25 protein-coding genes are annotated in these 21,820 nt (G+C 61.8%); 7 read left to right on the top strand and 18 right to left on the bottom strand.

The annotated features are described in order from the left end of the window. Positions 1-39: 39 nt before the first annotated feature. Positions 40-1,014, top strand: coding sequence for a class 1b ribonucleoside-diphosphate reductase subunit beta (gene nrdF / locus AC4D2C_RS13575; protein WP_490915410.1), 975 nt, complete (start codon positions 40-42; stop codon positions 1,012-1,014). Positions 1,015-1,426: 412 nt separating this feature from the next. Here the strand turns inward: nrdF and AC4D2C_RS13570 are convergent, their stop codons facing one another. Further along, the gene (locus AC4D2C_RS13570; protein ID WP_490915409.1) at positions 1,427-1,651 is read right to left on the bottom strand and encodes a hypothetical protein; all 225 of its coding nucleotides are present in this window, start codon (positions 1,649-1,651) and stop codon (positions 1,427-1,429) included. 8 nt (positions 1,652-1,659) lie between these two features. Here AC4D2C_RS13570 and AC4D2C_RS13565 point away from each other — a divergent pair, with 8 nt between their 5' ends. Beyond that, positions 1,660-2,031, top strand: coding sequence for a DUF4352 domain-containing protein (locus AC4D2C_RS13565; RefSeq protein ID WP_490915408.1), 372 nt, complete (start codon positions 1,660-1,662; stop codon positions 2,029-2,031). Between the two features lie 55 nt (positions 2,032-2,086). Here the strand turns inward: AC4D2C_RS13565 and AC4D2C_RS13560 are convergent, their stop codons facing one another. The 4 genes from AC4D2C_RS13560 to AC4D2C_RS13545 form a co-directional block, all read right to left on the bottom strand. Beyond that, on the bottom strand, positions 2,087-2,284 hold the full coding sequence (locus AC4D2C_RS13560) for a hypothetical protein (protein WP_490915407.1): 198 nt from the start codon (positions 2,282-2,284) through the stop codon (positions 2,087-2,089). Positions 2,285-2,341: 57 nt separating this feature from the next. Continuing rightward, entirely contained in the window at positions 2,342-3,682 is a 1,341-nt protein-coding gene (locus tag AC4D2C_RS13555; protein WP_490915406.1) for a DUF2254 domain-containing protein, read from the bottom strand. Between the two features lie 128 nt (positions 3,683-3,810). Then, positions 3,811-4,131, bottom strand: a complete 321-nt coding sequence (locus AC4D2C_RS13550; RefSeq protein ID WP_490915405.1) for a hypothetical protein — start codon at positions 4,129-4,131, stop codon at positions 3,811-3,813. A 396-nt stretch (positions 4,132-4,527) separates the two neighbouring features. Continuing rightward, on the bottom strand, positions 4,528-5,142 hold the full coding sequence (locus AC4D2C_RS13545) for a TetR/AcrR family transcriptional regulator (protein WP_490915404.1): 615 nt from the start codon (positions 5,140-5,142) through the stop codon (positions 4,528-4,530). A gap of 184 nt (positions 5,143-5,326) precedes the next feature. On the opposite strand from AC4D2C_RS13545, the gene AC4D2C_RS13540 reads away from it, so the two are divergent. Continuing rightward, positions 5,327-6,367 carry an NAD(P)-dependent alcohol dehydrogenase gene (locus tag AC4D2C_RS13540; RefSeq protein ID WP_490915403.1) on the top strand — a complete coding sequence of 347 codons (1,041 nt, stop codon included), beginning with the start codon at positions 5,327-5,329 and terminating at the stop codon, positions 6,365-6,367. 96 nt (positions 6,368-6,463) lie between these two features. Next, positions 6,464-6,955: a DUF6326 family protein gene (locus AC4D2C_RS13535; RefSeq protein WP_490915402.1), complete on the top strand. Its 492-nt coding sequence runs from the start codon at positions 6,464-6,466 to the stop codon at positions 6,953-6,955. 196 nt (positions 6,956-7,151) lie between these two features. On the opposite strand, the gene AC4D2C_RS13530 is transcribed toward AC4D2C_RS13535, so the two are convergent. From AC4D2C_RS13530 to AC4D2C_RS13515, 4 genes are all read right to left on the bottom strand, one after another. Further along, positions 7,152-7,388, bottom strand: coding sequence for a YegP family protein (locus AC4D2C_RS13530; protein ID WP_490915401.1), 237 nt, complete (start codon positions 7,386-7,388; stop codon positions 7,152-7,154). A gap of 621 nt (positions 7,389-8,009) precedes the next feature. After that, entirely contained in the window at positions 8,010-8,783 is a 774-nt protein-coding gene (locus AC4D2C_RS13525; protein ID WP_490915400.1) for a GAF and ANTAR domain-containing protein, read from the bottom strand. A 279-nt stretch (positions 8,784-9,062) separates the two neighbouring features. After that, entirely contained in the window at positions 9,063-9,260 is a 198-nt protein-coding gene (locus AC4D2C_RS13520; protein ID WP_490915399.1) for a helix-turn-helix domain-containing protein, read from the bottom strand. A gap of 360 nt (positions 9,261-9,620) precedes the next feature. Next, on the bottom strand, positions 9,621-10,253 hold the full coding sequence (locus AC4D2C_RS13515) for a YegP family protein (RefSeq protein WP_490915398.1): 633 nt from the start codon (positions 10,251-10,253) through the stop codon (positions 9,621-9,623). 462 nt (positions 10,254-10,715) lie between these two features. Here AC4D2C_RS13515 and AC4D2C_RS13510 point away from each other — a divergent pair, with 462 nt between their 5' ends. Continuing rightward, positions 10,716-11,540, top strand: a complete 825-nt coding sequence (locus tag AC4D2C_RS13510; protein ID WP_490915397.1) for an alpha/beta fold hydrolase — start codon at positions 10,716-10,718, stop codon at positions 11,538-11,540. A 295-nt stretch (positions 11,541-11,835) separates the two neighbouring features. Continuing rightward, entirely contained in the window at positions 11,836-12,537 is a 702-nt protein-coding gene (locus AC4D2C_RS13505) for a class I SAM-dependent methyltransferase (protein WP_490915396.1), read from the top strand. A gap of 3 nt (positions 12,538-12,540) precedes the next feature. Here the strand turns inward: AC4D2C_RS13505 and AC4D2C_RS13500 are convergent, their stop codons facing one another. The 7 genes from AC4D2C_RS13500 to AC4D2C_RS13470 form a co-directional block, all read right to left on the bottom strand. Continuing rightward, positions 12,541-12,678 carry a hypothetical protein gene (locus tag AC4D2C_RS13500; RefSeq protein WP_490915395.1) on the bottom strand — a complete coding sequence of 46 codons (138 nt, stop codon included), beginning with the start codon at positions 12,676-12,678 and terminating at the stop codon, positions 12,541-12,543. Positions 12,679-12,892: 214 nt separating this feature from the next. Further along, the gene (locus AC4D2C_RS13495; RefSeq protein WP_490915394.1) at positions 12,893-13,330 is read right to left on the bottom strand and encodes a VOC family protein; all 438 of its coding nucleotides are present in this window, start codon (positions 13,328-13,330) and stop codon (positions 12,893-12,895) included. 94 nt (positions 13,331-13,424) lie between these two features. Beyond that, entirely contained in the window at positions 13,425-13,979 is a 555-nt protein-coding gene (locus AC4D2C_RS13490) for a YciI family protein (RefSeq protein WP_490915393.1), read from the bottom strand. A 66-nt stretch (positions 13,980-14,045) separates the two neighbouring features. Then, positions 14,046-14,525 (bottom strand): mycothiol transferase, encoded by a 480-nt coding sequence (locus AC4D2C_RS13485; protein WP_490915392.1) that lies wholly within the window; start codon positions 14,523-14,525, stop codon positions 14,046-14,048. Then, the gene (locus AC4D2C_RS13480; protein ID WP_490915391.1) at positions 14,522-14,923 is read right to left on the bottom strand and encodes a VOC family protein; all 402 of its coding nucleotides are present in this window, start codon (positions 14,921-14,923) and stop codon (positions 14,522-14,524) included. The genes AC4D2C_RS13485 and AC4D2C_RS13480 overlap by 4 nt, the downstream gene beginning before the upstream one ends. A 1,354-nt stretch (positions 14,924-16,277) precedes the next feature. After that, positions 16,278-16,961, bottom strand: coding sequence for a potassium channel family protein (locus tag AC4D2C_RS13475; RefSeq protein ID WP_490915390.1), 684 nt, complete (start codon positions 16,959-16,961; stop codon positions 16,278-16,280). 7 nt (positions 16,962-16,968) lie between these two features. Continuing rightward, positions 16,969-18,336, bottom strand: coding sequence for a TrkH family potassium uptake protein (locus AC4D2C_RS13470; RefSeq protein WP_490915389.1), 1,368 nt, complete (start codon positions 18,334-18,336; stop codon positions 16,969-16,971). A gap of 1,224 nt (positions 18,337-19,560) precedes the next feature. Here AC4D2C_RS13470 and AC4D2C_RS13465 point away from each other — a divergent pair. Continuing rightward, positions 19,561-19,926 (top strand): hypothetical protein, encoded by a 366-nt coding sequence (locus tag AC4D2C_RS13465; RefSeq protein WP_490915388.1) that lies wholly within the window; start codon positions 19,561-19,563, stop codon positions 19,924-19,926. A 493-nt stretch (positions 19,927-20,419) separates the two neighbouring features. Here AC4D2C_RS13465 and AC4D2C_RS13460 read toward each other — a convergent pair whose 3' ends face one another. Further along, positions 20,420-20,620, bottom strand: coding sequence for a hypothetical protein (locus AC4D2C_RS13460; RefSeq protein ID WP_490915387.1), 201 nt, complete (start codon positions 20,618-20,620; stop codon positions 20,420-20,422). 377 nt (positions 20,621-20,997) lie between these two features. Beyond that, the gene (locus AC4D2C_RS13455) at positions 20,998-21,747 is read right to left on the bottom strand and encodes a DUF7793 family protein (RefSeq protein WP_490915386.1); all 750 of its coding nucleotides are present in this window, start codon (positions 21,745-21,747) and stop codon (positions 20,998-21,000) included. Between the last annotated feature and the right edge of the window lie 73 nt (positions 21,748-21,820).

The raw sequence follows: 21,820 nt of genomic DNA, 5'->3' as shown, positions 1-21,820 counted from the left end.
TCCTTCCCACCGTCACACCACCCAAGCAAGGAACACACCATGAGCGAGAAACTGAAGCTCGTCGACCAGGTCCAGGCCATCAACTGGAACCGCATCCAGGACGACAAGGACGTGGACGTCTGGAACCGCCTGGTGAACAACTTCTGGCTGCCGGAGAAGGTGCCGCTGTCCAACGACGTTCAGTCGTGGGCCACGCTCACGCCGGAGGAGCAGCAGCTCACCATGCGCGTGTTCACGGGCCTGACCCTGCTCGACACCGTGCAGGCGACGGTCGGTGCGGTCAGCCTCATCCCCGATGCGATCACCCCGCACGAGGAGGCCGTGCTGACGAACATCGCGTTCATGGAGTCGGTGCACGCCAAGAGCTACTCGTCGATCTTCTCCACGCTGGCCTCCACCAAGGAGATCGATGAGGCGTTCCGCTGGTCCACCGAGAACGTGAACCTGCAGAAGAAGGCGCACATCGTCACGGATTACTACCGCGGCGACGATCCCCTGAAGCGCAAGGTCGCCTCGACGCTGCTGGAGAGCTTCCTGTTCTACTCCGGCTTCTACCTGCCGATGTACTGGTCCTCCCGGGCCAAGCTCACGAACACCGCGGACCTGGTGCGCCTGATCATCCGTGACGAGGCCGTGCACGGGTACTACATCGGGTACAAGTACCAGCGTGGGCTGGAGAGCGCGACGCCGGAGCGCCGCCAGGAGCTCAAGGACTACACATTCGAGCTGCTCTTCGAGCTGTACGAGAACGAGGTCCAGTACACGCACGACCTCTACGACTCCGTGGGCCTGGCCGAGGACGTCAAGAAGTTCCTGCATTACAACGCCAACAAGGCGCTGATGAACCTGGGCTACGAGGCGATGTTCCCGTCGTCGGTGACGGACGTGAACCCGGCGATCCTCTCGGCGCTGTCCCCGAACGCCGACGAGAACCACGACTTCTTCTCCGGCTCGGGCTCCTCGTACGTGATCGGCAAGGCCGTGAACACCGAGGACGAGGACTGGGACTTCTAGTACTCCTCCTCTCCCTCCCTCTAGGCCGTACTCAAGGGGAGCCGACGTCAGAGATGAAAAGACCCTGCACGCAATAGCGTGCGGGGTCTTTTCACTGGAAATTGTTCAAAGGTGTGCAAGGTTCGAGCGACATAGCCCTAATGGCCTCTTGCCTGTGAACGCGGCACTGGTCGGCCTACCGGTTCGGATCTCTTATCCTAGGAGTTTCACACAACCTTCACATCGGTGACTTCGGCGTCCATAATGACGTCCTCTTCGGGTCGGTGTCCTGGCTTGGTCAGCTCCAGACTGGCTAGGTGCTTTTACAACCGCTTGGACATGGGAAGGAATGTACTCAGGGTGAGGCCTCCCGAGAGGACTGCACCGATGATGGGAATCGCCTTCGCCACGCCGCTGGCGAAAACCTTCTTGGTCATGCGCACACCGAGGTAGCAGCAACCTTCTTCACTACGGGGTAGATCATTCCCTTCGTGAGTGCCTGCTGTGGCAGCTTCTTCGCCACATTGCCGGCGATCATGCCCGCAACTTTCGATACTCCACCCTGAGCGAGCTGAACGCCGAACATCACACCCACGAACAGAATTAGCATGCTCTGAGTTGCCTCGTCAACGTCGTCGCCATCATCGCCAGCAAACATCCGTCGGCTTGCCGTTCACCGCCGACATGGGCAACGGGCACATTGCCCGCATCACTGTGGTTTCCGCCGTACGGACCGACACGGTCAGCACAACCCTCGGCACGCCTGCGAAGAATGGCAGCTACCTCCTGCTGGACGTCCTGTGGGAAACCGAAGCGGGGGAGACCAGCTCGAACCCGTTCTACTTCGGCGCGAAGGACGCTGAGGGGCGTAGTGCGGATCTCGACATGTTCGCGGACGGTCAGCTGGGGTCCGGCCCCGTTCTGCCAGGCGATAAGGCCCGCGGGTTCATCGCCTTCGACGTCGCACCCGGTCCGATCACGGTGACCATCACAGATCCGCTGATGCAGGAAGCTGCGCGGATCGAGATTCCGGGCTAGAAGCTAACCTACGAACTCCCGCCCACACGCACCGCCTGCACTCGCCCCTGAGGCATCAGAACACCCTTTCACCATGGGTGAGCAGAACCTGGACGGACCCGCCGGCGATGAGATAGTCGGCTTCTTCATAAGTGGGTTCCTCGTTAGGCCACCAGTTTCTTCCTGCTCTGCGCCAGCCTTGGTCGACGCTGTAGGCGCCGCCGAGCCCGCCAATTACTAAACCTTGAATGGTGGTGCGGCCACCGCCGCTCATGAGACACGGCGCACCGTTACAGGTGTATTCGCTTCTGACTGTCCTATGGACGGTCGTCTATAGGGCTTTCAGGTCGATTAGCTTCTCTGTGAGGCTTTGCTTGATCGTTGCATCGAGTGGTCCCTGCTCGATGGCCGTTCGTGCTCGTTCCGTTTGAGTGTTTAGCGAGTCGGAGATACTGCTTAGTAGTCCGGCGTGGGCCGCGCTGGTGGTGATCTCGGTGAGCATATCGATGGTTCGTGCTGATGAGCGGGGGTCAGTGAAGGCGTAGGTGATGAGTTGATCCATGACCAACTCGAGAAGGCCGCTGAAGGTCGGAAGAGTCAGCTCTACCCGGGGGGTCTCGTCGTTGTCCGGCAGAATCCGAGGCCCGATTGGACGGTCTGTCAGGGCGCAGAGGATTGCTGAGATGTGACTAAGTGCGTGAACCGCAGTTGTGGGGTCATTGATTCCGGGGGATAGCGCTTTGTCAGCAACATCAAGCAGCTGCTGCAGGCCGAACGTCGGGTCTTGGTTTGAGGTTCGCTCGAAGTCTGTCTTGAACGCAGTAATCAGATCCTTGGTGGCGGAGTCCAACCGTTCAACGTCCAGCGGGACGTTGCTCGTGCTCCACGCGCGTGCGATCGGAAGTCCCTTGATGATGGAGGCACCGGGGATGGCGTCAACGCGGACAAACAGCTCCTGGTCGGCTGCAACGTGCGTGAGTTTTTCCTCGTTGACCCTGGTTAGAAACCCTGAGCTCGGAGCTTCCAACGGCAGGCCCTCTGTTGTACGGAAGGCGCCTTTCGTCGTCCGGGCTTCCGTCAACACGTCTCGTTTGGGGTAGATGCGCTGCAGGGTGTGCTCTGCTTCGCGGTGAACATCCCGCATCATCGTCTCCACGCGAATCTGTCGTGCCAGGTGAGCGAGGAACAGGACGAGTCCTATGACGCTTGCGATGGTGAGCAGGAACGCTGTGGTGACGGCGATCTCCGGGACGAAGCCGGCGCCGGCACTTGTCTCCACGCGGATGCTGCGCAGGACAGTGAGAGCGAAAACGAAGGTTGCAAGGAAGAGTGCGAGGGTGTTGTGGACGAACTGATCGCGGGTGAAGGTTCGAAGCAGTCTTGGAGAGAATTGGCTGCTGGCAAGCTGAAGGGTCACGACTGTCAGAGAGAACGTCAGCGAGGTCACCGTGATGGTTGAGCTCGCAACTGTCTCCAGTAAGGAGCGCGCTGCTTCGGGGCCACCACCGAAGAGAAGACCAGACACTATTGAGGGCATGGTGGTGTCGAGTTGCTCGTCGACAACGGGAAGAAGCTGCCCGAGAACCAAGGCGAGAATGACAGCAGCCAGAGGAACTGGCCACAACTGAGCACGCAGGGATTCTCGGACAGACTGACCATCGATGCGGCTCACCTGGGATCAAGCTCCTCGGTTCGGTGTTGCCCTCCTATCAGCTCAAGACCCAAACCTCCCTGCCCTCTTTCCCCGCGGAGAACAGTGGGTGGTGTTCCGGGCAGCATCTGAACTGTCTATCGAAAGCCTCATTCGGGAAGATATGGGCGGTATCGCTCCAACGTTCCGTCAACCACGGGCACGACCAGATCGGTCGTCTCACCGGCGGTCGTGATGGTGATGGTGGTGTTGGCGCCCGGGGCATCCCCAACGGTCGCAAACACCGCCTCGTTGGTATCGAAGGCGTACTGGTCGTTGGCGGGCACCGTGACGACGACGTCATCGTCATCATCGCTGATCGTAACCTCGAGGGACTCCTCCGTCTCGTTGTCCAGGGTCCCCAAGAGCCTGCCGGGTTCACCTTCGGCCTCGGAAACCAAAAGGACACTCAGGAGCTTCACGCCGCCCACCGATCCGTCCTCTCCCACAGCGATCGCGTCCCGGTCTTCCTCAGCCGGGCTGGAACACCCGGTCCCCACACAGGCCAGGAAAAGAAGGGCTCCAGCGCACCGTCCAGCAGAGCGGACAATCTCCGAAACGGGGGTAGGGCGAGTCATGGGTTCCTTTCATGTCGGAGGAGAGAAAACCTATGGTCATGACGGCGAGAATCTCATCATCGACCCTACTCAGGCGGCGCCGCCTACGAGCGAAATCCCACAGATCGTAACCATACTGAGGTGCGGCGCGGCGATGGCACTTTCGGCGATAGATGGCGGGGTTCTCACAGGGCTAGTGGCGCATGGTGCACCACCGCAGGAGGATCGGAACTGCGGTGCAGAGGGCATAGCGAGGGTTCGTGAACGTCGCTATGCGGAGGCTCTCAGGGGCTCGAGGGCGGCTAGGACGAGGTCGAGGCCGAAGATGAACTCCTCCGCCGGGTCATCGCCGGCAGCGATGAGCGCCGCGGCGGACTCGTTGAGGTAGGGGAACTCGTCAGGAGGAAGCTGGGGTAGGTAGATGTCCTCGGCCATGTCCGCAAGCTCATCGGCGGTGTCGAACGGCAGGCTGGCTTCCTGCAGGGCGTAACCGTACACGAGGCTGTCGAGCAACCAGTTGGCGTGCGTCGCCATCAAGACCGAGAAACCAGCCCTCCGCAGGCAGGCGGTGACCGCTTCGTGGTGGCGGAGGTTTGCGGGCCCGGGTGATGTCCGCGACTCCATCAGGCCGATCGCCCACGGGTGACGTGTGAGAACCTGTCGGGCGGATGCCGCCCGCTGTCGTATCGCTGACTGCCAGTCGGTGTCGTCGGGTGGGAGCTCGATCTCCTCGAACACGATGTCGATCATGGCGTCCAGTAACTCCTCCTTGTTCGCCACGTAGTGGTAGAGCGACATCGCGCCCGCACCGAGCGCGTTAGCCAGCCGGCGCATGCTCAGCCCGTCGACCCCCTCGCGGTCGGCGAGCCGGATCGCCTCGATCACCACCCGCTGCTTGCTCAGCCCCGCGTCCGATGCGACCTGGCGTAGTTCTCTTGCAGGCACTGGTCTCCTCGCTTGCTCAAAAGGCTTGACAGTAGTACAGCGTACGCCCACACTGGCTCGTACATTGTACGTCGTACGGTGTACGAGCCAGCGAGAGACGCGGCTCGGAGGTGAGGAGGCTTCTGTGGAAAACGAACAGCGATCGAATGCCGGAGCACGCCTGGTGCCGGGGGCGAGTCCGGCCGGGGCGGCGACGATGCGGGCCGCCGTCCAGCACCGTTACGGTCCGCCTTCCGTGCTCGAGCCGTCCGAGGTCGGGCTACCGCTTCCCGGTCGAGGCAGTGTGCTCGTCCGGGTGGGCGCAGCCTCGGTCCACCCTGGTGACTACTTCATCATGACCGGAGAGCCGTATATGGTGCGCCTGGCGTTCGGGCTCCGCCGGCCACGTCGCACCATCCGCGGCATGGATCTCGCCGGCGTGGTGGCAGCCGTCGGGGAGGATGTCACCGGCCTGCGCCCTGGCGAGGAGGTGTACGGCTGGAGCGCTGCTGGAACACTCGCGGAGTACGCCTGCGTCCCGGCGGACAATCTCGTGTCCGTGCCTGCCAACCTGTCGATCGTGGAAGCGGCAGCGGCGCCCACATCGGCCCTGACAGCGTTGCAGGCATTGCGCGACATCGCGAACGTTCGACCGGGCCAGACGGTGCTGGTCACGGGCGCGTCAGGCGGCGTGGGCTCCTTCGCGGTACAGATCGCCAAGGCGTTTGGCGCCGAGGTGACGGGTGTGTGCAGCACCGGCAACGCCGACTTGGTCCGGTCACTCGGTGCCGACCACGTCATCGACTACACGAGGACCGACTTCACCCGCACCGAGAAGCGCTACGACGTCATCCTCGACAACGTGGAAGCCCAGCCCCTGGCAGCTGTCCGACGAGTGCTGACGCCCACCGGCACCCTCATCCCCAACAGCGGACGCGGCGGCCGCTGGCTCGGCCCTCTCGGTCGGATCGTCAAAGCGCGCGTGCTGTCCACGTTCACCCGTCAGCAGCTGAAGCCCTTCCTATCGGTCGGAAAGCGCCAGAACCTGCTCACCCTGGCCAACCTGCTCACGACCGGCCAGGTCACGCCCGTCATCGACCGCACCTACCCCCTCGACGAAGCAGCCGACGCCCTCCACCACGTCGGAGCCGGCCACACCCGAGGGAAGGTCGTGATCACCGTCTAACGATCGGACCGACGAGAACGACCCAACGCGTGCTCATGCACGCCCAGACCTGCCGCCACTCCGGCGGACGGACCGCTCCTCTCGAAAGAAAACCCGATGACCATCCCAACGAAAACCCCGAACCTGCTCGACAACCCGCCGATCCCCGTGCAGGCCAAACTCGCCGCCGCATGGACCAGCTTCATGTTCCTCGTCATCTACATCGACTACTTCCACCTCTACCAGCCCGGCGAAATCGACGAAATCCGAGGTGGCACCATCTTTGTCTTCGAAATCAGCGGAACACTCGTTTCTATTTTCTTCGCGCTCATAGCGATCCCGACCCTGATGGTGCTGCTCTCCATGACGCTGCCCGCCCGCGTGAACCGCACCACGAACCTCGTCGTTGCATTGCTTTTCATCCCCATCTGCGTCTTCAACGCGGCGGGGGCGTCCTGGGACTGGGCCTTTTACTACGGCCTCACCATCGGAGTCGAGGTGCTGATCCTGGCCTTCATCCTGCGTTCCGCCTGGACATGGCCCCGCACCGCACCATCGGAAACCATGCCGACCAGCCGTAAGGCCAATCGCGCCCAGCAGCAAGCATGAACCCAAGAGCAGTCTCGTCCCTTTAGGATTCATTTGCCTCCGAGCCGCGGCGTGGGATCCTGGCGGGTGGGGCGGACCGGTTCACGGCCAGCGTTCGTGAACGGCCGCCCACGGTACACGCGCCTCGTTCCGCCCACAGCGCGACATTCCATCAGAATGGCAGGCTTGACTGATGCAGCCTCGTCCTCACGGGGGGCTACCTGATAGTAGGCCTGACGGGTCGTCGCGAGGTTCCTGCAATGTGGGGCCTCGGTATGCAGAGGTCCGTGATCAGAGCCGTTCCGGCGCACTCACGGACGGCAAGGATTCCCGCTACGGCCGCCGCCTTGTCCGGGAACGGTTTGGAAACCGCGATGACTATCCCGTCCGGTGTCTTCAGCCTGAACCTGAAGGCATTGTCTCGATCATGGAAAAGTTCGATCGTCGCGACCATGGTTACCCCCTGAAACCGCCCGGCCGAAGGACCGCTCGGGCTCGTCATCGAAACCGGAAAGCGAAAATGCGTCCGGTTGGCCCGGTAACGGAATGGGATATGCCCCATGTGCCCCCAGCCACACCCACGCCCGATGGTAGGGACCCCATCGTGTACTGGCCAGTACGTGACGTCAGCGTGCCGGAAGCCGGAGTGACTGTGACAGGTTTGAGTGGCCCCGTAGGACGGTCATTTTCGGCCCCGGGTAGTGACTTGTTGATGAGGTTGGTCGTCTTGATCGGCGGGATCGTTGCGCATTGATGCAGGCTTGGGTTCTTCGAGGTTCAGTGGCCTTTAAGGGCTTTCTGCCGCCACACGTTCCTGGGGTTGAATGGTCTTCGTTGCTGTAGGGGGCGGTGGGCGGTGGTGTTTCGTTGATGAGTTCGTTGACTGCGTGCGAGACGAGGTCCCTGTCGAGTGGTGTCAGGGTGGTCAGCCCGTTGAGGTAGGCGTCGACCTCGAACTCGTCGGCGTCTCCGGAGAGGGAGAAGTAGCGGACCCAGACACTTTGGACACCGAGTCCCGCGGAATGTATCGCGTGCAGTGTGCGCTTTCGTTGTTCCTCAGCGGTGTGTTTGATCGTCATGAGCCACCGCTGGGCATGGAACCGTCCTGACGCTCGCTGATCCTGGCGGCCATCGTGCCGATGGTGGTGTTCGCGTCCGTGGCGAGCTCGATCAGGTGGTTCATGGCTGCCTGCCGGTCCAGGTCGAGGCGTTCCATCAGGATGCCGCGGGCCACGCCGATGGTGTCCCGTTCGGCCAGGGACGCCTTGACGTCGTTGCTGATCCGCTGCGGGGTGTCGCTGGCCTGGATGTGGCCGAGCAGGGCTGCGGCGGAGCGGGCGAGGTTGATCAGCAGCCGCCGGTCCTCGACGGTGAAGGCGTCGACGGAGGTGGAGTAGACCTTCATCGCCCCGAGCCCAGTAGGTTTGGCAAGGAGGGGCACGCTCAGGCAGGAGCGGATACCGAGCTCGATTACCGCGGACGTCCACCTTTGGAACCGGTCGTCGGTGCGGGTGTCGGCGATGTAGGTCGGCTCACCCGTGGACCAGGCACTCATGCACGGACCCTGACCGAACTCGTACTGCAGGTTGTCGACTTCGAGGACGTCCGGGTTGGTCGCTCCGACGCTCACGCGGGTGCCGTCGGTGTCGATGATGCTCACCCCGGCGCCTGTCGCTGCACCGATGATGTCCCTGGCGATTTCGGCGAGCCCGTTGACGGCGTCATGGGCGGTCTGCTCGGTGAGGAGGTACCCGTTGCTACGGCCGAAGATCGCCAGCAGCTCCGGCGGAAACGAAAAAAACGAGGAAGACGAAGGGGAGGGGGATGGATTGGCGGGTGTCGTGTTCACGGTAGGCCTTAGCTGTCCAACACAGGAGTATCACCCCTGCCGACTGTGGGCCGTCTGCTCAACCCCGGTAGACCTCGCTCGCGCAACATCTACTGCGTACAGTACTGCTGCAGCCCCAGCGGCAGGAGATTATTCACCAGCGAAACCCTCAGGGTGTGATGCCGTCGGCTGCTGTCCGTTCACCGAGTGACCACGCCCCCGTGCCCGCTCGTCGATCTCTCGCTCAGGCCCGGATCTCGACCCGGTGTTGCGCCTCCCAGTTCGGCGACCAGGGGTGAATCAGTGCCCGGAGTAGACGGCTTCGAGGTACTGTTGCACGGCTGTTTCCGTCACCCGGTAGGAGCGGCCAAACCGGATCCCATGCATCGCCCCGGACTGCACCAGGCGGTACACCGTCATCTTCGAGACCCGCATGCGGGCCGCAATCTCGGCCACTGTCAGCAGGTTCTCCGTCGAATTGTTCTGCACCATCGTCACATCATGTTCCCTAGGCCTCATCAGGCACTTCCGTGTCTCTGCTAACGCTGGCCGCTGCCGATATATCGCGCACGAGTAGCCAGTACTTGTTTTCCTTGGCCCGCGCAGAAAGCGATTTCCGGGGATAGTGAACGTGTTCAGCCACCCCTGAAAGCGGATTTTATCCCCCGTGCCTGGCACGACTGCACCGCTTGCTGATGCGCGTATCGGGGCAGGTCATGGGTAACCGCGACGTGCCCTACCGTGTGAGGCGACCGTGGGGCGACAGAGAGTCTGCTCTTGAAGCGGGTTGTCGTTCCGCAGCTCCGGCATATCGTGGCCGGGCGCTGTGAGCGCTTCGAATATCAGAGTATCTGGCGTCTATCGGGCATCGCCCTTCGCGGGCGGCCGTTCGTGGACTGAAGAATCTGTTGCACGGCCCCAGCGGCCGGTCGGGGGGTTCTGCTTCCTTGCTGCTTCACGGGGCATCGGTGGGCAGAGGTCCTTAATCAGCCCCGTCCCGGCGCACTCACGGACCACGCGAATACCCTCGACCGCTGACCCTTTATCCGGGAACTGCCCGGAGACGGCGACGACCGTCCCTCCGGCCGCTTTCAGCCTGAACCTGAAGGAAACTCCTCCGTCACGAAAAAGCTCAAACGTTCCGCTCACAACTAGCCCCTCATCACCGAGGCAGGGGAACTGCCCGGGTTCGTCATTGAATCCGGAACTCAACGCTGCGTTCCGGCTGGCCCGGAAATGGGATAGGGCTTGCCCTACGTGACCCCAGCCACACCCAATGCACCTAGGGTAGGGCTCAAATTTCGTACTCGCGAGTAACCGCCTATGGGATGCGTCCGCACCAGTGATTTCAACGCGCTTTTCATTAAGCAGTCTAGATTCTTCTATTCCCCTTTTCGCTAAGCAGCCTAGTTTTTTGTTTTCTTGATTTCCTTTTTCCCGCCCCTTTACTGATACAGGAGCAATACCTGAGGACCACGGTGTCGCTTTCATGCCTCAGGGAACTCTCATGTAACCGTCCTCCCTGCTGCGTTTCGGAACCCCAGCTCGAAAGACAGCTGCAGGACGCAGATGGAGCAGCAGCGGTGGGGGAGTCAGGGTGTCGCGTCCAAGCGTCCTGCGACCCAAGGTTGGCCTCAAGGGGTCGCAGTCCCACTATCTTCGAGCTGACTGACCTGGAGCCGGATCGCAGCGAGATGACTAAGGGAAAAGCTCATGCCTATCCTCCGACGTCGTTTCCTCACAGTACGTGGCGGACACTGATCTCCGGCCGATTGAACCCACCCGGGGTGCCGAAGACCCCGCCCTCGGGGATGACGGCAGTCGGTACGTGATGGACGGTGGCGCATAGAGTGGCGCAGGATCAACAGGATCAACAGGAACAACAGGAACAACAGGGTCCACAGCGGTTCTGCGGCGGAGCCGACCGGCCCGAGAAGCGAAAGCAGGGTAGCTATGACAACACTGGCGTATGAAAGCCGCGGCGAGGGAGTGCCGGTCGTCGCCATCCATGGGCTCGGGCCCGACCGGGCGCTCATGGTGGGCTGCCTGGAACCGGTTTTCGAGGCCCGGGCGGGGTACCGGCGGATCTACCTGGACCTCCCCGGAATGGGCGAGTCCGCACCTGCCTCCGGCACGGGTGGATCCGATGAGGTGCTGGAGTCTGTCCTGAACTTCATCGACAATCACCTAGGCTCGGATCCGTTCGTGCTGATCGGTGAGTCCTACGGCGGGTACATCGCCCGCGGGGTTCTGCGGAACCGTCCTTCACAGGTGCTGGGCCTGGCATTGATCTGTCCGATCGGCCAGGCGGTGCTCAGTGAGGACCGGACCGTGCCCGGGCACAGGGTTCTGGTTGCCGAGCCGGAGCTACTGGAGCGCATCGGGACGGCGGGGGACTTTCAGGATAATGCGGTCGTCCAGACCTTCGAAACATGGCGGCGCACCCAGGACGAGGTAGTGGTCGGCATGAACCGGGCCGATCAGGCCGCCGTCAGCCGGATACGGGAGCGATACGAACTGACCGACACACCGGATGACGGCTCGACCTATGATGGTCCGGCCCTCATCGTCGCTGGCCGGCAGGACGGCGTTACGGGGTACGCGGATACGTATCCGCTGCTGGACAACTTCACCCGTGCGAGTTTCGTCGTGTTGGACCGTGCCGGGCACAACCTCCAGATCGAACAACCGGATCTCTTCGCGGCCTTGATCAAGGAATGGCTGGATCGAGTCGAAGAACGCAAGGGCGCCCGAATGCACGCGACGCAGGCCAAGTAGCTCGTCAGTTACCAGCGCACGTTGCGTATAGCGATCCCTGACCGGTCTGTCCGGGCAACGACGGGATGAATAACTTTGGGTGTAGTGAAGTCGCTGTTGTCCACGACGAAGGTGGCTCGCTCCCAGGGTCGCGCGGCTTCCAAGTAGAGGCGCTGCCGAGAAGCGTTACACCCGGATGCTTTCGGGCTCGGCGTCGGGCTCTAAGTTGTTCGATAGGTTGTTCACTGCACGCTGAGCTGGTCCCGGCAAGAGACCGGTCATGAAGGATGGAACAGGCAAAGGGGAGTGAACGCTTGTGACTGCATGGTATCCGGATGAAGTTCTCTTGGCTGGCCGGGAGAACCTGGACGTGGAACATGTGGCCCGGTACGACGGCAAGATGAATTCCCAGGCAGAGGACGAGGTTTCGCTGCTGCGGGAGTACGGGCTGACCGTCGGGTCTCGGATTGTCGAGTTCGGGGCAGGGACCGGACAGTTCACGGCGGCGGCTTCACGGGCGGGCGCGCATGTCACCGCGGTGGATGTCTCAGAACCGATGCTCGAGTACCTGCGACGGAAAATCGATCACCAGCATCTGAAAAACGTTGATCTGGTCCACGCCGGGTTCCTCAGCTTCGTCCCTGAGGGTGAACCAACTGATGTCGTGTACTCGCGATATGCGTTGCATCACCTTCCTGACTTCTGGAAAGCAGTAGCGCTTGTGCGCATGGGTCAGCTCATGAGGCCGGGTGGCATTCTTCGCCTCTGGGACGTTGTTTACGATTTCGACCCGGCCGATGCGGACCAGCGCATCGAAGCATGGTGCGCCCTGGGTGGAACCAACGTCGACGGTGAGTGGAGCCGGGCCGAGCTCGAAGAGCACGTCCGCGACGAACACTCCACCTTCCGCTGGATCCTAGACCCCATGATCCTGAAAGCAGGATTCACGATTCTGGACTACACCTACTCGCCGGAGACCTTCGATGCGCAGTACGTCCTACAGCGGACGGCTTCCTGAGCCTCAGGCAGTCTGCGCGTCTGATTGAGCGATCTGATGGTGCAAGGCGAACTTCACGGTGGGCCATTCGTCGTCGATGATCGAATACACAACGGTGTCGCGGATCGTGCCGTTCTCGAACACCGTGTGCTTGCGCAGCACCCCGTCCTGCTTGGCGCCGAGGCGTTCAGTGGCAGCTCGTGATTGCCGATTGTGTGCCAGTGAGCCCGGAACTCCACTGCGATGCAACCGAGCTCCTCGAACCCACGCGTAAGCAGGAGCAGTTCTAGCGACTCGCATGAGGCACTTTCTGCCGGTTCTGTTCTCCTCGTACGCTTCTATAGCGATTCTTCATTGCACGGATGTCTAAGGACCGTCAGTTCTTCTTCAGATCCTCGGCGAGCATCACCAGGATGCCGCTGGGGCCGCGCAGGTACGTGAGCTTGTAGACGTCGCGGTAAGTTGCCACGCCGCGAAGTGGATGACAGCCGTGGCGCGAGGCTGTCTCAAGTGCAGCGTCGATGTCATCCACGGAGAAGGCGACGCGATGCATACCGATCTCGTTCGGGAGGGTGGGGCTTGTCTCGATTGCGTCAGGGTGGAGGTATTCGAAGAGCTCGAGCTGACCGGAGCCATCCGGCGTTTTGAGTACAGCGATTTTGGCATGGTTGCCATCGAGGCCGACGGCGGTATCAGCCCAGTCGCCGCTGATCGTATCGCGGCCGACGAGTTCAAGGCCCAGGTCCGTGAAGAAGGCGATGGTCGCGTCGATGTCGCGGACGGCAATGCCGACGTTTTCTAGTTTGATCGTCATGCTTCGCATGCTACCGAGAGGTGCACTGAGGTGGCAGGGCAGCTTCTCGCTGCGCCCGTCAGCCGGTCCTTCACCGCTCGCGCCCGAGCTCGGCCTATCTCGCGGATCCCCCTGACGGGGAGCGACGCACGCTTACCCCGAAGGGTGAAATGCACGATGAGTGGGCGCTAAGAGCAATACGTTTCCCACAGGTCCTCGACCGGATCGTGTGCCTTCTACACCGCATTCGCGAGGTGTGCACAAACGTCCGGTGATGCACCGGTGTTCTGGTACTTCTTCCTGATCCGGGGGTCAGCGGGTTCTTGGTGATGGTCCCACCGCTATGGACGGGGCGTACTTCGACGCCTCCGGTGCTGGTGCGGACGGCAGGGTTCAGGCGAGCGATTGCGATGGCGGCGTCGAGGTCAGGGGTTTCGGTGACGTAGAAGCCCGCGACGAAGTGACTGGCTTCCACGAAAGGGCCGGCTGTCGTGTCGTCGCGTCGAATGGAAACCGCGTTGGCTCTGGGCGTGAGGGCGTAGGCGAGGGACGTCGAGCCTGAGGCCTCGAGGTCTCGTGCGTGCTGGTCGTTCTCCTCCAGGTCGGGTTGAGCGGCTTCGAGCGCATGGAGGGACTCGTCTGCATAGATGAGGATGGCGAAGTCGGGCATCAGGTGGCCTTTCGGTGGGTTTCTCGGATCCCGCAGCTGCAGAATTGGCTTCAAGTGTGGGTTTGATTAGTTCACGACGAGGTTCTGATGACCGTCGATGAGTTCACGCACGATATCGAGGTGGCCTGCGTGCACCGAGGTTTCCGCGAGCACGCGGAACACGACCTCGCGCCCATCTGCCATGGGCGGTTGCCCGAACTGGCTGGGTGAGGGCCACCAACGGGGAGGGGCGTCCAAATCAACCGCGGCGAGTATTCTGTCGCTGCCAAGGATCTGCTCCTGATAGATACGGACGGCGTCTACACCGGGCATGGGTGCGGAGTGCCACCCGTCATGGAGGGCTTCGATCGCAGCGGGGCTACCGCCGAGGACTGCTGAGATCCAGAACATCTCGTCGTCGAACGCAAGATGGTTCAGCAGCCGGGTCACGGTCCAGCCTGACGGAACGAGCGGTGTGCTCATCTGTTGTTCGGTGAGCCCTCGGATGGCACACAGTACGTGGTCTCGTTCGGCGGCCAGGTGGGCGAGCAGCTGGGCGTCGTTCACGCCTTCGTCTCGTAGCCGATCAGCCACCGAAGCCCGTGTCGGTCGGTGACCTGACCGTCTGCGCCGTCCCACGGCCGTTGCACCAGGGGATCGATCGCCGTACCGCCGACGCAGAGCTTGTCGAACCACCCATGCAGCACGTCCGGCTCAACGGTGCCCAGCAGGGAGAGCAGCAGGCCCTCGCACCGCACCGAGGGCTCTCCTTCCGGCGTGTCAGAGCCCGCCAGGGAAACAACACCATCAAGGACCCCGTGAGCGACAGCATCCGGTGGACCATCGGTCCTCCCGTGATCCTCGTAGGAGTCCAGGGACAGCTCGCCTCCGAAAACATCGGCATAAAAGCGCAGTGCTTCCCTCGCCGTTCCAGGAAAACTGACGTAAACGAGGGGTGCAGCCATGATGAATGCTCCTGACATTGATTCTGCGAGGCAGGCCGAACGGCCCTCCACTACTTCTTAGACGGTCCCGCGACAGCAAACTCATCGGCCCTCAATGTCGTCTGCAGATATGCGGAGCGACGCGGCGCGGAATGGTGCGATTCCCGTCGAGCCGGTGGGGGAGTCGGAACGGCACCGAGCCTAGTAACAGGCAACCTCGTGCAGGCTCGGATAGACAGGATTATGACCGTCCCCGTGTACCAGTAATGCTCCACCTCCCAGCCCCCAGGACAGCTCGTACTGGCCGTCATCGATCGGACGGATCCCGTCGTCAGCCGTCCACGACCCTGATCGCCACCCGACACCAACGGGGTGCACTGAATAGACCTGTCCGCTACCTGACATGAGAAATGAACTCTCCCGGGTGATGGCCCGGCACCCATCCGACACGGAAGGGTCCAAAACCGTATATGCAGCACCGACAGCGGAATCCCCAAGGAAAGCGAGCACACACCCGCCGACAGCCAGAGGTGTAACAGCTCTCCACACCGGGGCGGTGCGGCCACCCGGGAATGTTCTCCGGTCATCCTCACCAACGACCAGACGCCGATGGACAAGACCGAGGATGACGGAGACGACAGACAGGACAACGCCTACGACCCACGGCGGAAGGACAAACGAACCGAGGGCAAAGATCAGTCCGCACCACCCCAGCACCAGAAGCAACAGTGAAGCGATGCCGCACAGCGACGACGACCATCGAATCCGTTGCAAAGCCGATTGGCTGGCGAGCCCCCAGGACGACATCATCGCGAAAGCCTACCGGTGGTCTTGGCACATGCTACCTAGTTGGATTCCTCATAGGTGGCGTCGAGTACGAGATCTCATCAACAGGTGGACGGCTTTGAGCTCCGCCCTTCGGGCTCCACCCGCCCACAGGTCGATGACCCCGGGGTAACTCAGCAGCCCTCGAGGATCTGATGGTTGTCATCTCACACGCGCGGCTTGCAGGCCGTGCACATCCACCATTCACCACAGGTGTACCGTGCCCCGTCGGTGACGGTGGTGGATGTGTGCAGGCGGCTATTGATTCCTGCTGTCCAAGTGGGTGCGGGACAAGCACCGAAGCGTGGGGAGCTTGTGCCGTGCACATGTGGTCAGAAGGCCGGTTTGCTGTGTCGTGGGCGGAACACGGTGAGACGAGTTCGCGAGACAAGGTGCTGTCGGTATGTTCATCGGCAGGATTGACCGGTGGCGGGCAAGGACACCTGAACGCCGGCGGCGTGTGCCGGCCGACGCTCGAGGCAACACACCAATCACTCGGGCTGGCATGTGTTGCACAAGCCGATCTGAGCGGTCCCGTGAACCTGTTGTTCTAGACCAGTGAGCTGAAGAGTTCTGCTTTGCTTGTTGGGCCGGCGACGATGATCTCGTCGTCGTCGTACAAGGTGGTCTGGGCCGTGGTGTAGTCCCATTCGCCGCCCTTGCGTCTGACGGCGACGACTGTGACGCCGTGTCTGGCGCGTAGGCCGGTGGTGCCGAGTTCACGGTCCCAGTACTGGCGAGGGGGTTGGGTCTTGACCATGGCGAAGTTGTCCTCGAACTCCACGTAGTCGAGCATGGTGCCGCGGACGAGGTGTGCCACACGCTTGCCCATGTCGTGCTCGGGCCGGATGACTCGCTCCACGCCGAGCTGGGACAGGATCTGGGCGTGGGGTTCGCTGATGGCTTTCGCCCAGATGGTGGGCCGATCGAAGCGCAGCAGGATTGACGTGGTCAGGATGCTCGCCTCGAGATCGGTGCCGATACCCACGACGACGCGGTCGAACTCGGGGAGGGACAGCTGGCGCAGTGCTTCTTCTTTGGTGGTGTCGGCGCGCACGACGTGGGTGAGGCGGCCGTTGTAGGACTGGACGGTGTCTTCGTCGTTGTCGATCCCGAGAACCGCTGTTCCTGCTTCCTCCAGTTCCAGGGCCAGGGCGCCCCCGAACCGGCCCAGGCCGATGACCGCCACGGAATCGGCGGCTGCGATCGCTTCGATGGGTTTGGGGGAGAACATGCGTTGCCTAGCCAATGAGGGGCCTTTCCTTCGGGTATTCGTAGTAGAGCGGTTTGGAACGCAGCGCCAGCGCGGTGGCGAGGGTGACCGGACCGAGGCGCCCGGCGAACATCACCAGGATCAGAACGACCTGACCCGCCGGCGGGATGCCTGCGGTGATGCCGGTGGACAGACCTACGGTCGCGAAGGCCGAGACAACTTCGAACAGGACCCGGTCGAGGCCGAAGTCGGTGATGAGCATGAGGAACATCGTGGCGCCGATGACGAGCCCGACGGCGAGCAGCACGATGGAGATGGCCTGTCGATGTACCGAGCGGGGTAGGCGTTTGCCGAAGATGTTGACCGCGTTGCCGCCGCTGATCTCCGTATAGAGGATGAAGAGCAGCACACTGAACGTGGTGATCTTCAGGCCGCCGGCGGTTCCGGCGGGGCCCGCGCCGATGAACATCAGGACGTCCATGGCGAGCAGGGTGACGGGGTTGAGCTGCGCGAAGTCCACACTGTTGAACCCGGCGGTGCGCGTCATGGCGGACTGGAAGAACCCCGCCAGGAGCCGCTCCCGGGGCCGCAGCGCCCCGAGGGTCGCGGGGTTGGACCACTCGACAGCAGTGATGAACACCGTGCCCAGGACGAGGAGGATGAGTGTGCCGCTGAGGACGAGCTTGGTGTTCATATGCCACTTGCCGGGGTACCGGAAGTGGCGGCGAAGTTCGAACAGGACCGGGAAACCCAACCCTCCGATGATCACCGCGGCGCAGATCGGCAGGCAAATCCATGGGTCCCCGGCAAAACCAATCAGGTTGTCGCTGAACAGGGCGAACCCGGCGTTGTTGAAGGACGAGACCGAGTGGAAGATGCCAAGCCATATGGCCTCGCCGAGGTTGTAGCCGTACCCGAGCAGGAAGCGTGCGGCCAGCAGAACCGCGGTGACCGCTTCGACGACGAGGGTGATGCGCAGGACGCCAAGCAGCACGCCGCGTACGTCGCCGAAACCCACACTCTTCGTTTCGGCCGCCGCCGAGATACGGGAGCGCAGGCCCATGCGCCGTGCCAGAAGGACACCCAGGAGGGAGGCAAAGGACATGATGCCGAAGCCACCCACCTGGATCAGGGCCAGGATGATGACGTGGCCGCTGCCCGTCCAGTAGACCGGAGTATCAACGACGATCAGCCCAGTCACGCACACGGCCGAGGTCGCCGTGAACAGGGCCTCGAGGAAGGTGGCGCTGCCCACTCCGACCTTCGAGGTGGGAATCATCAGCAGAGTGGTACCAATGAGGATCGCGGCAGCGAACCCCAGCACGATCACCTGAGCCGGGTGCCGCGGGCCCAACTGCGCGACCCAGGACGACGTACTCCTGACCATCCTGTGCATGGCAGCGACGGTGGCTGTTCGAGAGTCCCGGAGGGTATTTCTGCTCGACCTCACGGGAATGCTCCGACCTCCAAGGGATGGGACAACTAGGAGCGGACGATCCGCACCAGTGGCTCATTCAACCGCATGCTGAGGGGCCAGAAGGCTGTCTTAACACGTTCTTGATACCCGCCAATAAAGCCCTGGACCGCTTCCCAGCAAGCCGGATGAGCGTCTGTAGGGGAGTAGCTGTGTTCGCGGCGTCGACGTTTCAGGCGACGAGGGCCGTGTGTAGGCTGGTTTCACCACACCGGTCCAGACCGCCAGTGGGCGGGAATCCAGGCCGGCCGCGCAAGACCCTCGGCGGAACTACCCCCGCACATGCCACGCGACAACTACTGTTAAAACCAGATGACCGACCGTTGCAACGACCGCTTGAATACACCGATCTTCGGGAGGGACGCCTTCCTGGAGCGTTGCTACGAGCTCGGTTCAACCTTCCGCGGAGTATCGTCACGATCAGCTCGTCCCCATAGGTATGCCGACGACGCCAGCAGGATCAGGGCCGCAATGGTGAACCAGTGAGAGTCATCTAGTAGGACTGATGAAGCTGCCGCTACGGCGAAAACGATGGTTGCGGCCAAGTACGTCTTACGTCGTTTCAAGTCCACTTCGACATCCTTCACTGTTCGCGATGACAGGTACTACCGAAGGTGGCGTCTCTTGTGCCCATCCCCGCGCAGTTTGGATGACAAACAATCAACTAGCTTTGCAGGCTCGATTCCAGCCCTTCGGATCGTTATGGTCGCAGAGTAGTAGACCCCTCACCTCAGTGGTCTAGGTACATCGTTTCCTTGGGTCCGTAGGGCGATCCTCAGGCGAAACTCCCGAAAGTGGTTGGTGTGGATCGCGAGGGTTGCGGCCTCGCTCCTTCCAGTAATCGTCACGCTGTCTTCGAACGAATTGGACTAGATAAACCACGACGGCGATGACCGCAACCGCTTGGGTAACGACGCCCGCCCAGACCCAAGGGTTGTCATTATCGATGAGTGCGCGCAGGACCATTGACGCGACAAAAAGGCAGACCATTGCGATAAGACCAGCGGCCTGACTTCTCTTCCGCGGCGAGCTGCTACTGCCCATGACGCCCCTTGATCCACTTGCGCGATTCGACCGACTCTAGTTCCAGAAAGATGTCTCGGTGATGGATCCTGCGCCGGACGGCCCGACTGCTAGCTTCAGTCCATGACTGATTCCTACGGGCTTACTTCACACCAGGCGCGTACAAGAGGTTCCCTGCTCGTCGACGCACGCCGCGAAAGGGTGGTCAAAGCAGCAAGCCTAATGACCGACCATATGAACCGCTACCAACTCGTCGAGCTGTCTTCCAATCGAGCAGTCTTCAGTGCTCGAATGAACTGGAAAACATGGGGCCTGCGAATCACCCTGCTACTCGGTCAAGACGATTCAGGGCGCACCACTATCGACGCCCTGTCTGAACCCCGGCTAGGTTCCACACTGTTCGACTATGGCCAGGGTAAGAAGGACCTGCACCGGATCCTTAACTTCATCGAGCAGGAGGTCAAAAAGCCGAGGACGTCACACGTGTAAGCCAACGCGTGTTCAACACCGGGCCGTCCTGGTCAGCGATCGGCGAATGCGCCGGGAGAGTCTGGTTGTAGGACACGTCAGGCGGCTCCTGCGGGACCGTTGACTGCTTCGGCTGCCACAGCAGCGGTTACCAACAGCTCGCTCAGCCGTTGCTCGAATGCCTCCTTGGCGCCAAAGAAGGTTCGGTCGGTGGTTCGCCAACCAAAGGTGTCAAATGCATGAGCTTCAAGCTCAGTACGATCTCCGAGGGAGGTTGCTGTCACAGTGAGCGCGACCGGTAGTGCCGCGCTGCCTGACATTGCGTTACCAAGGAGTCGGTACCGCCAGTTGGAGCCTGTCCGGACCAACACCGCGTTCCCTGTTCTTTCGACCTTCGCGCTCGAGCTGAACAAGGATCGAGCTATAGCGTCGAGGGCATCGGCCGCGCTCAAGGGGGAACTCCAGACCTCGCGAATCTCTACGATCGGATTCGTTTCTGGGGGGTCGTTTGTTATCAAGGTCGTCCTTTGCCGAGGAAGTAGCGGAAGACGAGGAGGAGGAACCCGACGAGCAAAACGCTTCTGATCAGTAGCCATGCATTATCCCGACCCCCGCTGAATTGACCCAACAACAACCCTGCTACAAGTAGCAGTGTCAGGACACTGGAACCGACTATTGCAATTGCCGCTACCACCTGCGCGAAGGTCTTGTTCATGGGTCGCCTTGGTGTTGAGGTCATGCGCTCATCTAAGCAGTGCCAACCAAGCGTGGCGCCAGTCCGGCGTCTATTTCTACCGATTATCTCAACGCCCGTATGCCGGTCCTTCACCGGGATGCATACGACTCACCCTGCGCCAGTCGTCTCGGACTACTCCGCGCTGGTTGGCGCCGTTCCCGTATGACCCGCCGCAGATGATGCCCGGTGAACACCCTCCATGCGGACGCGTGTTGGGAGCGCGGACACCCGCAGCGGGTCCCGCTAAAGGATCCATTGACTGGATGGATGTAGCAGTGGCTTGCGCTGGCTTGAGTATTTCCAGCACGGATGGTTGTACCTGTTGCGCTGGGTGCACCTGCCTCGAATCTGGAGCGCTATGGGAGCGGTATGAGTGTCAGCCAGTGCTTGGCTTCCTCGACGGTGCTGAAGTGGCGGGTTGTGTAGGGCGGGCGCGCCCGCTGCCTGTAGTAAGTGATCAGCGTCTGGCCACGGGAATCGTCGCTCACGACGGCTAGGGCAGCGATGTTCAACCCGTCCGCGAGGATTTTCATCGCACTGTCGCTGGCTGACATGACCTGATGGAGTTCCAGGAGCATGGGCGGACACGAGGTGGGGTTCATGAACTCGGCGCGAAGGACGATGTTCTCGGCGATGGCGTCTGTGATGTGTATGGCCTGGGTCCATGTCACCCACAGCAGGCCGTCGCTCATTTCCGAGGTGAAGGACTTTTCTACTCCGTAGCTTTCACCGAAGATGCTGGGGTGCTCACGGGTGTGATCGAGCAGCCAGTCGGTGGCTTCCTCATCATCGGTGAAGTACCGGGTGGGTGTCACTGATCGATGGGTGAATGCTGTAAGGACCCGTCCCATGTCGTCGGCGCCGATGATGGCGGTGTGGGAGGAGCAGATGTCCCTGATCAGTAGTTGTTTGGCTTCCGACGTGATGTATTCGATGAGGCCGATGCGCACCAGGAGGGGTCGCGGACCGTCAGGGGATGCGGCGGTGACTGCTGTGGTCGCAGACACCACGTCGGAGGCTTCCATGGTGATCCCCGGACTCCACTGAAGGGACATATAGTTTCCGGCGTCCTCGAGCGCATAGCGGGCTCGTGTTTCCTGCTTCACCATAAGTTCCCTGACTTCGACGGGTACAACCTACCGGCACCAGCGCCACGGCAGCTCTCGTGCCGGGGGCACC

It is taken from the genome of Arthrobacter sp. TJ-240 (genome assembly GCF_058269195.1).
Note: the sequence above shows the minus strand (reverse complement) of the source record. Positions and strands in the feature narration are given on the sequence as shown.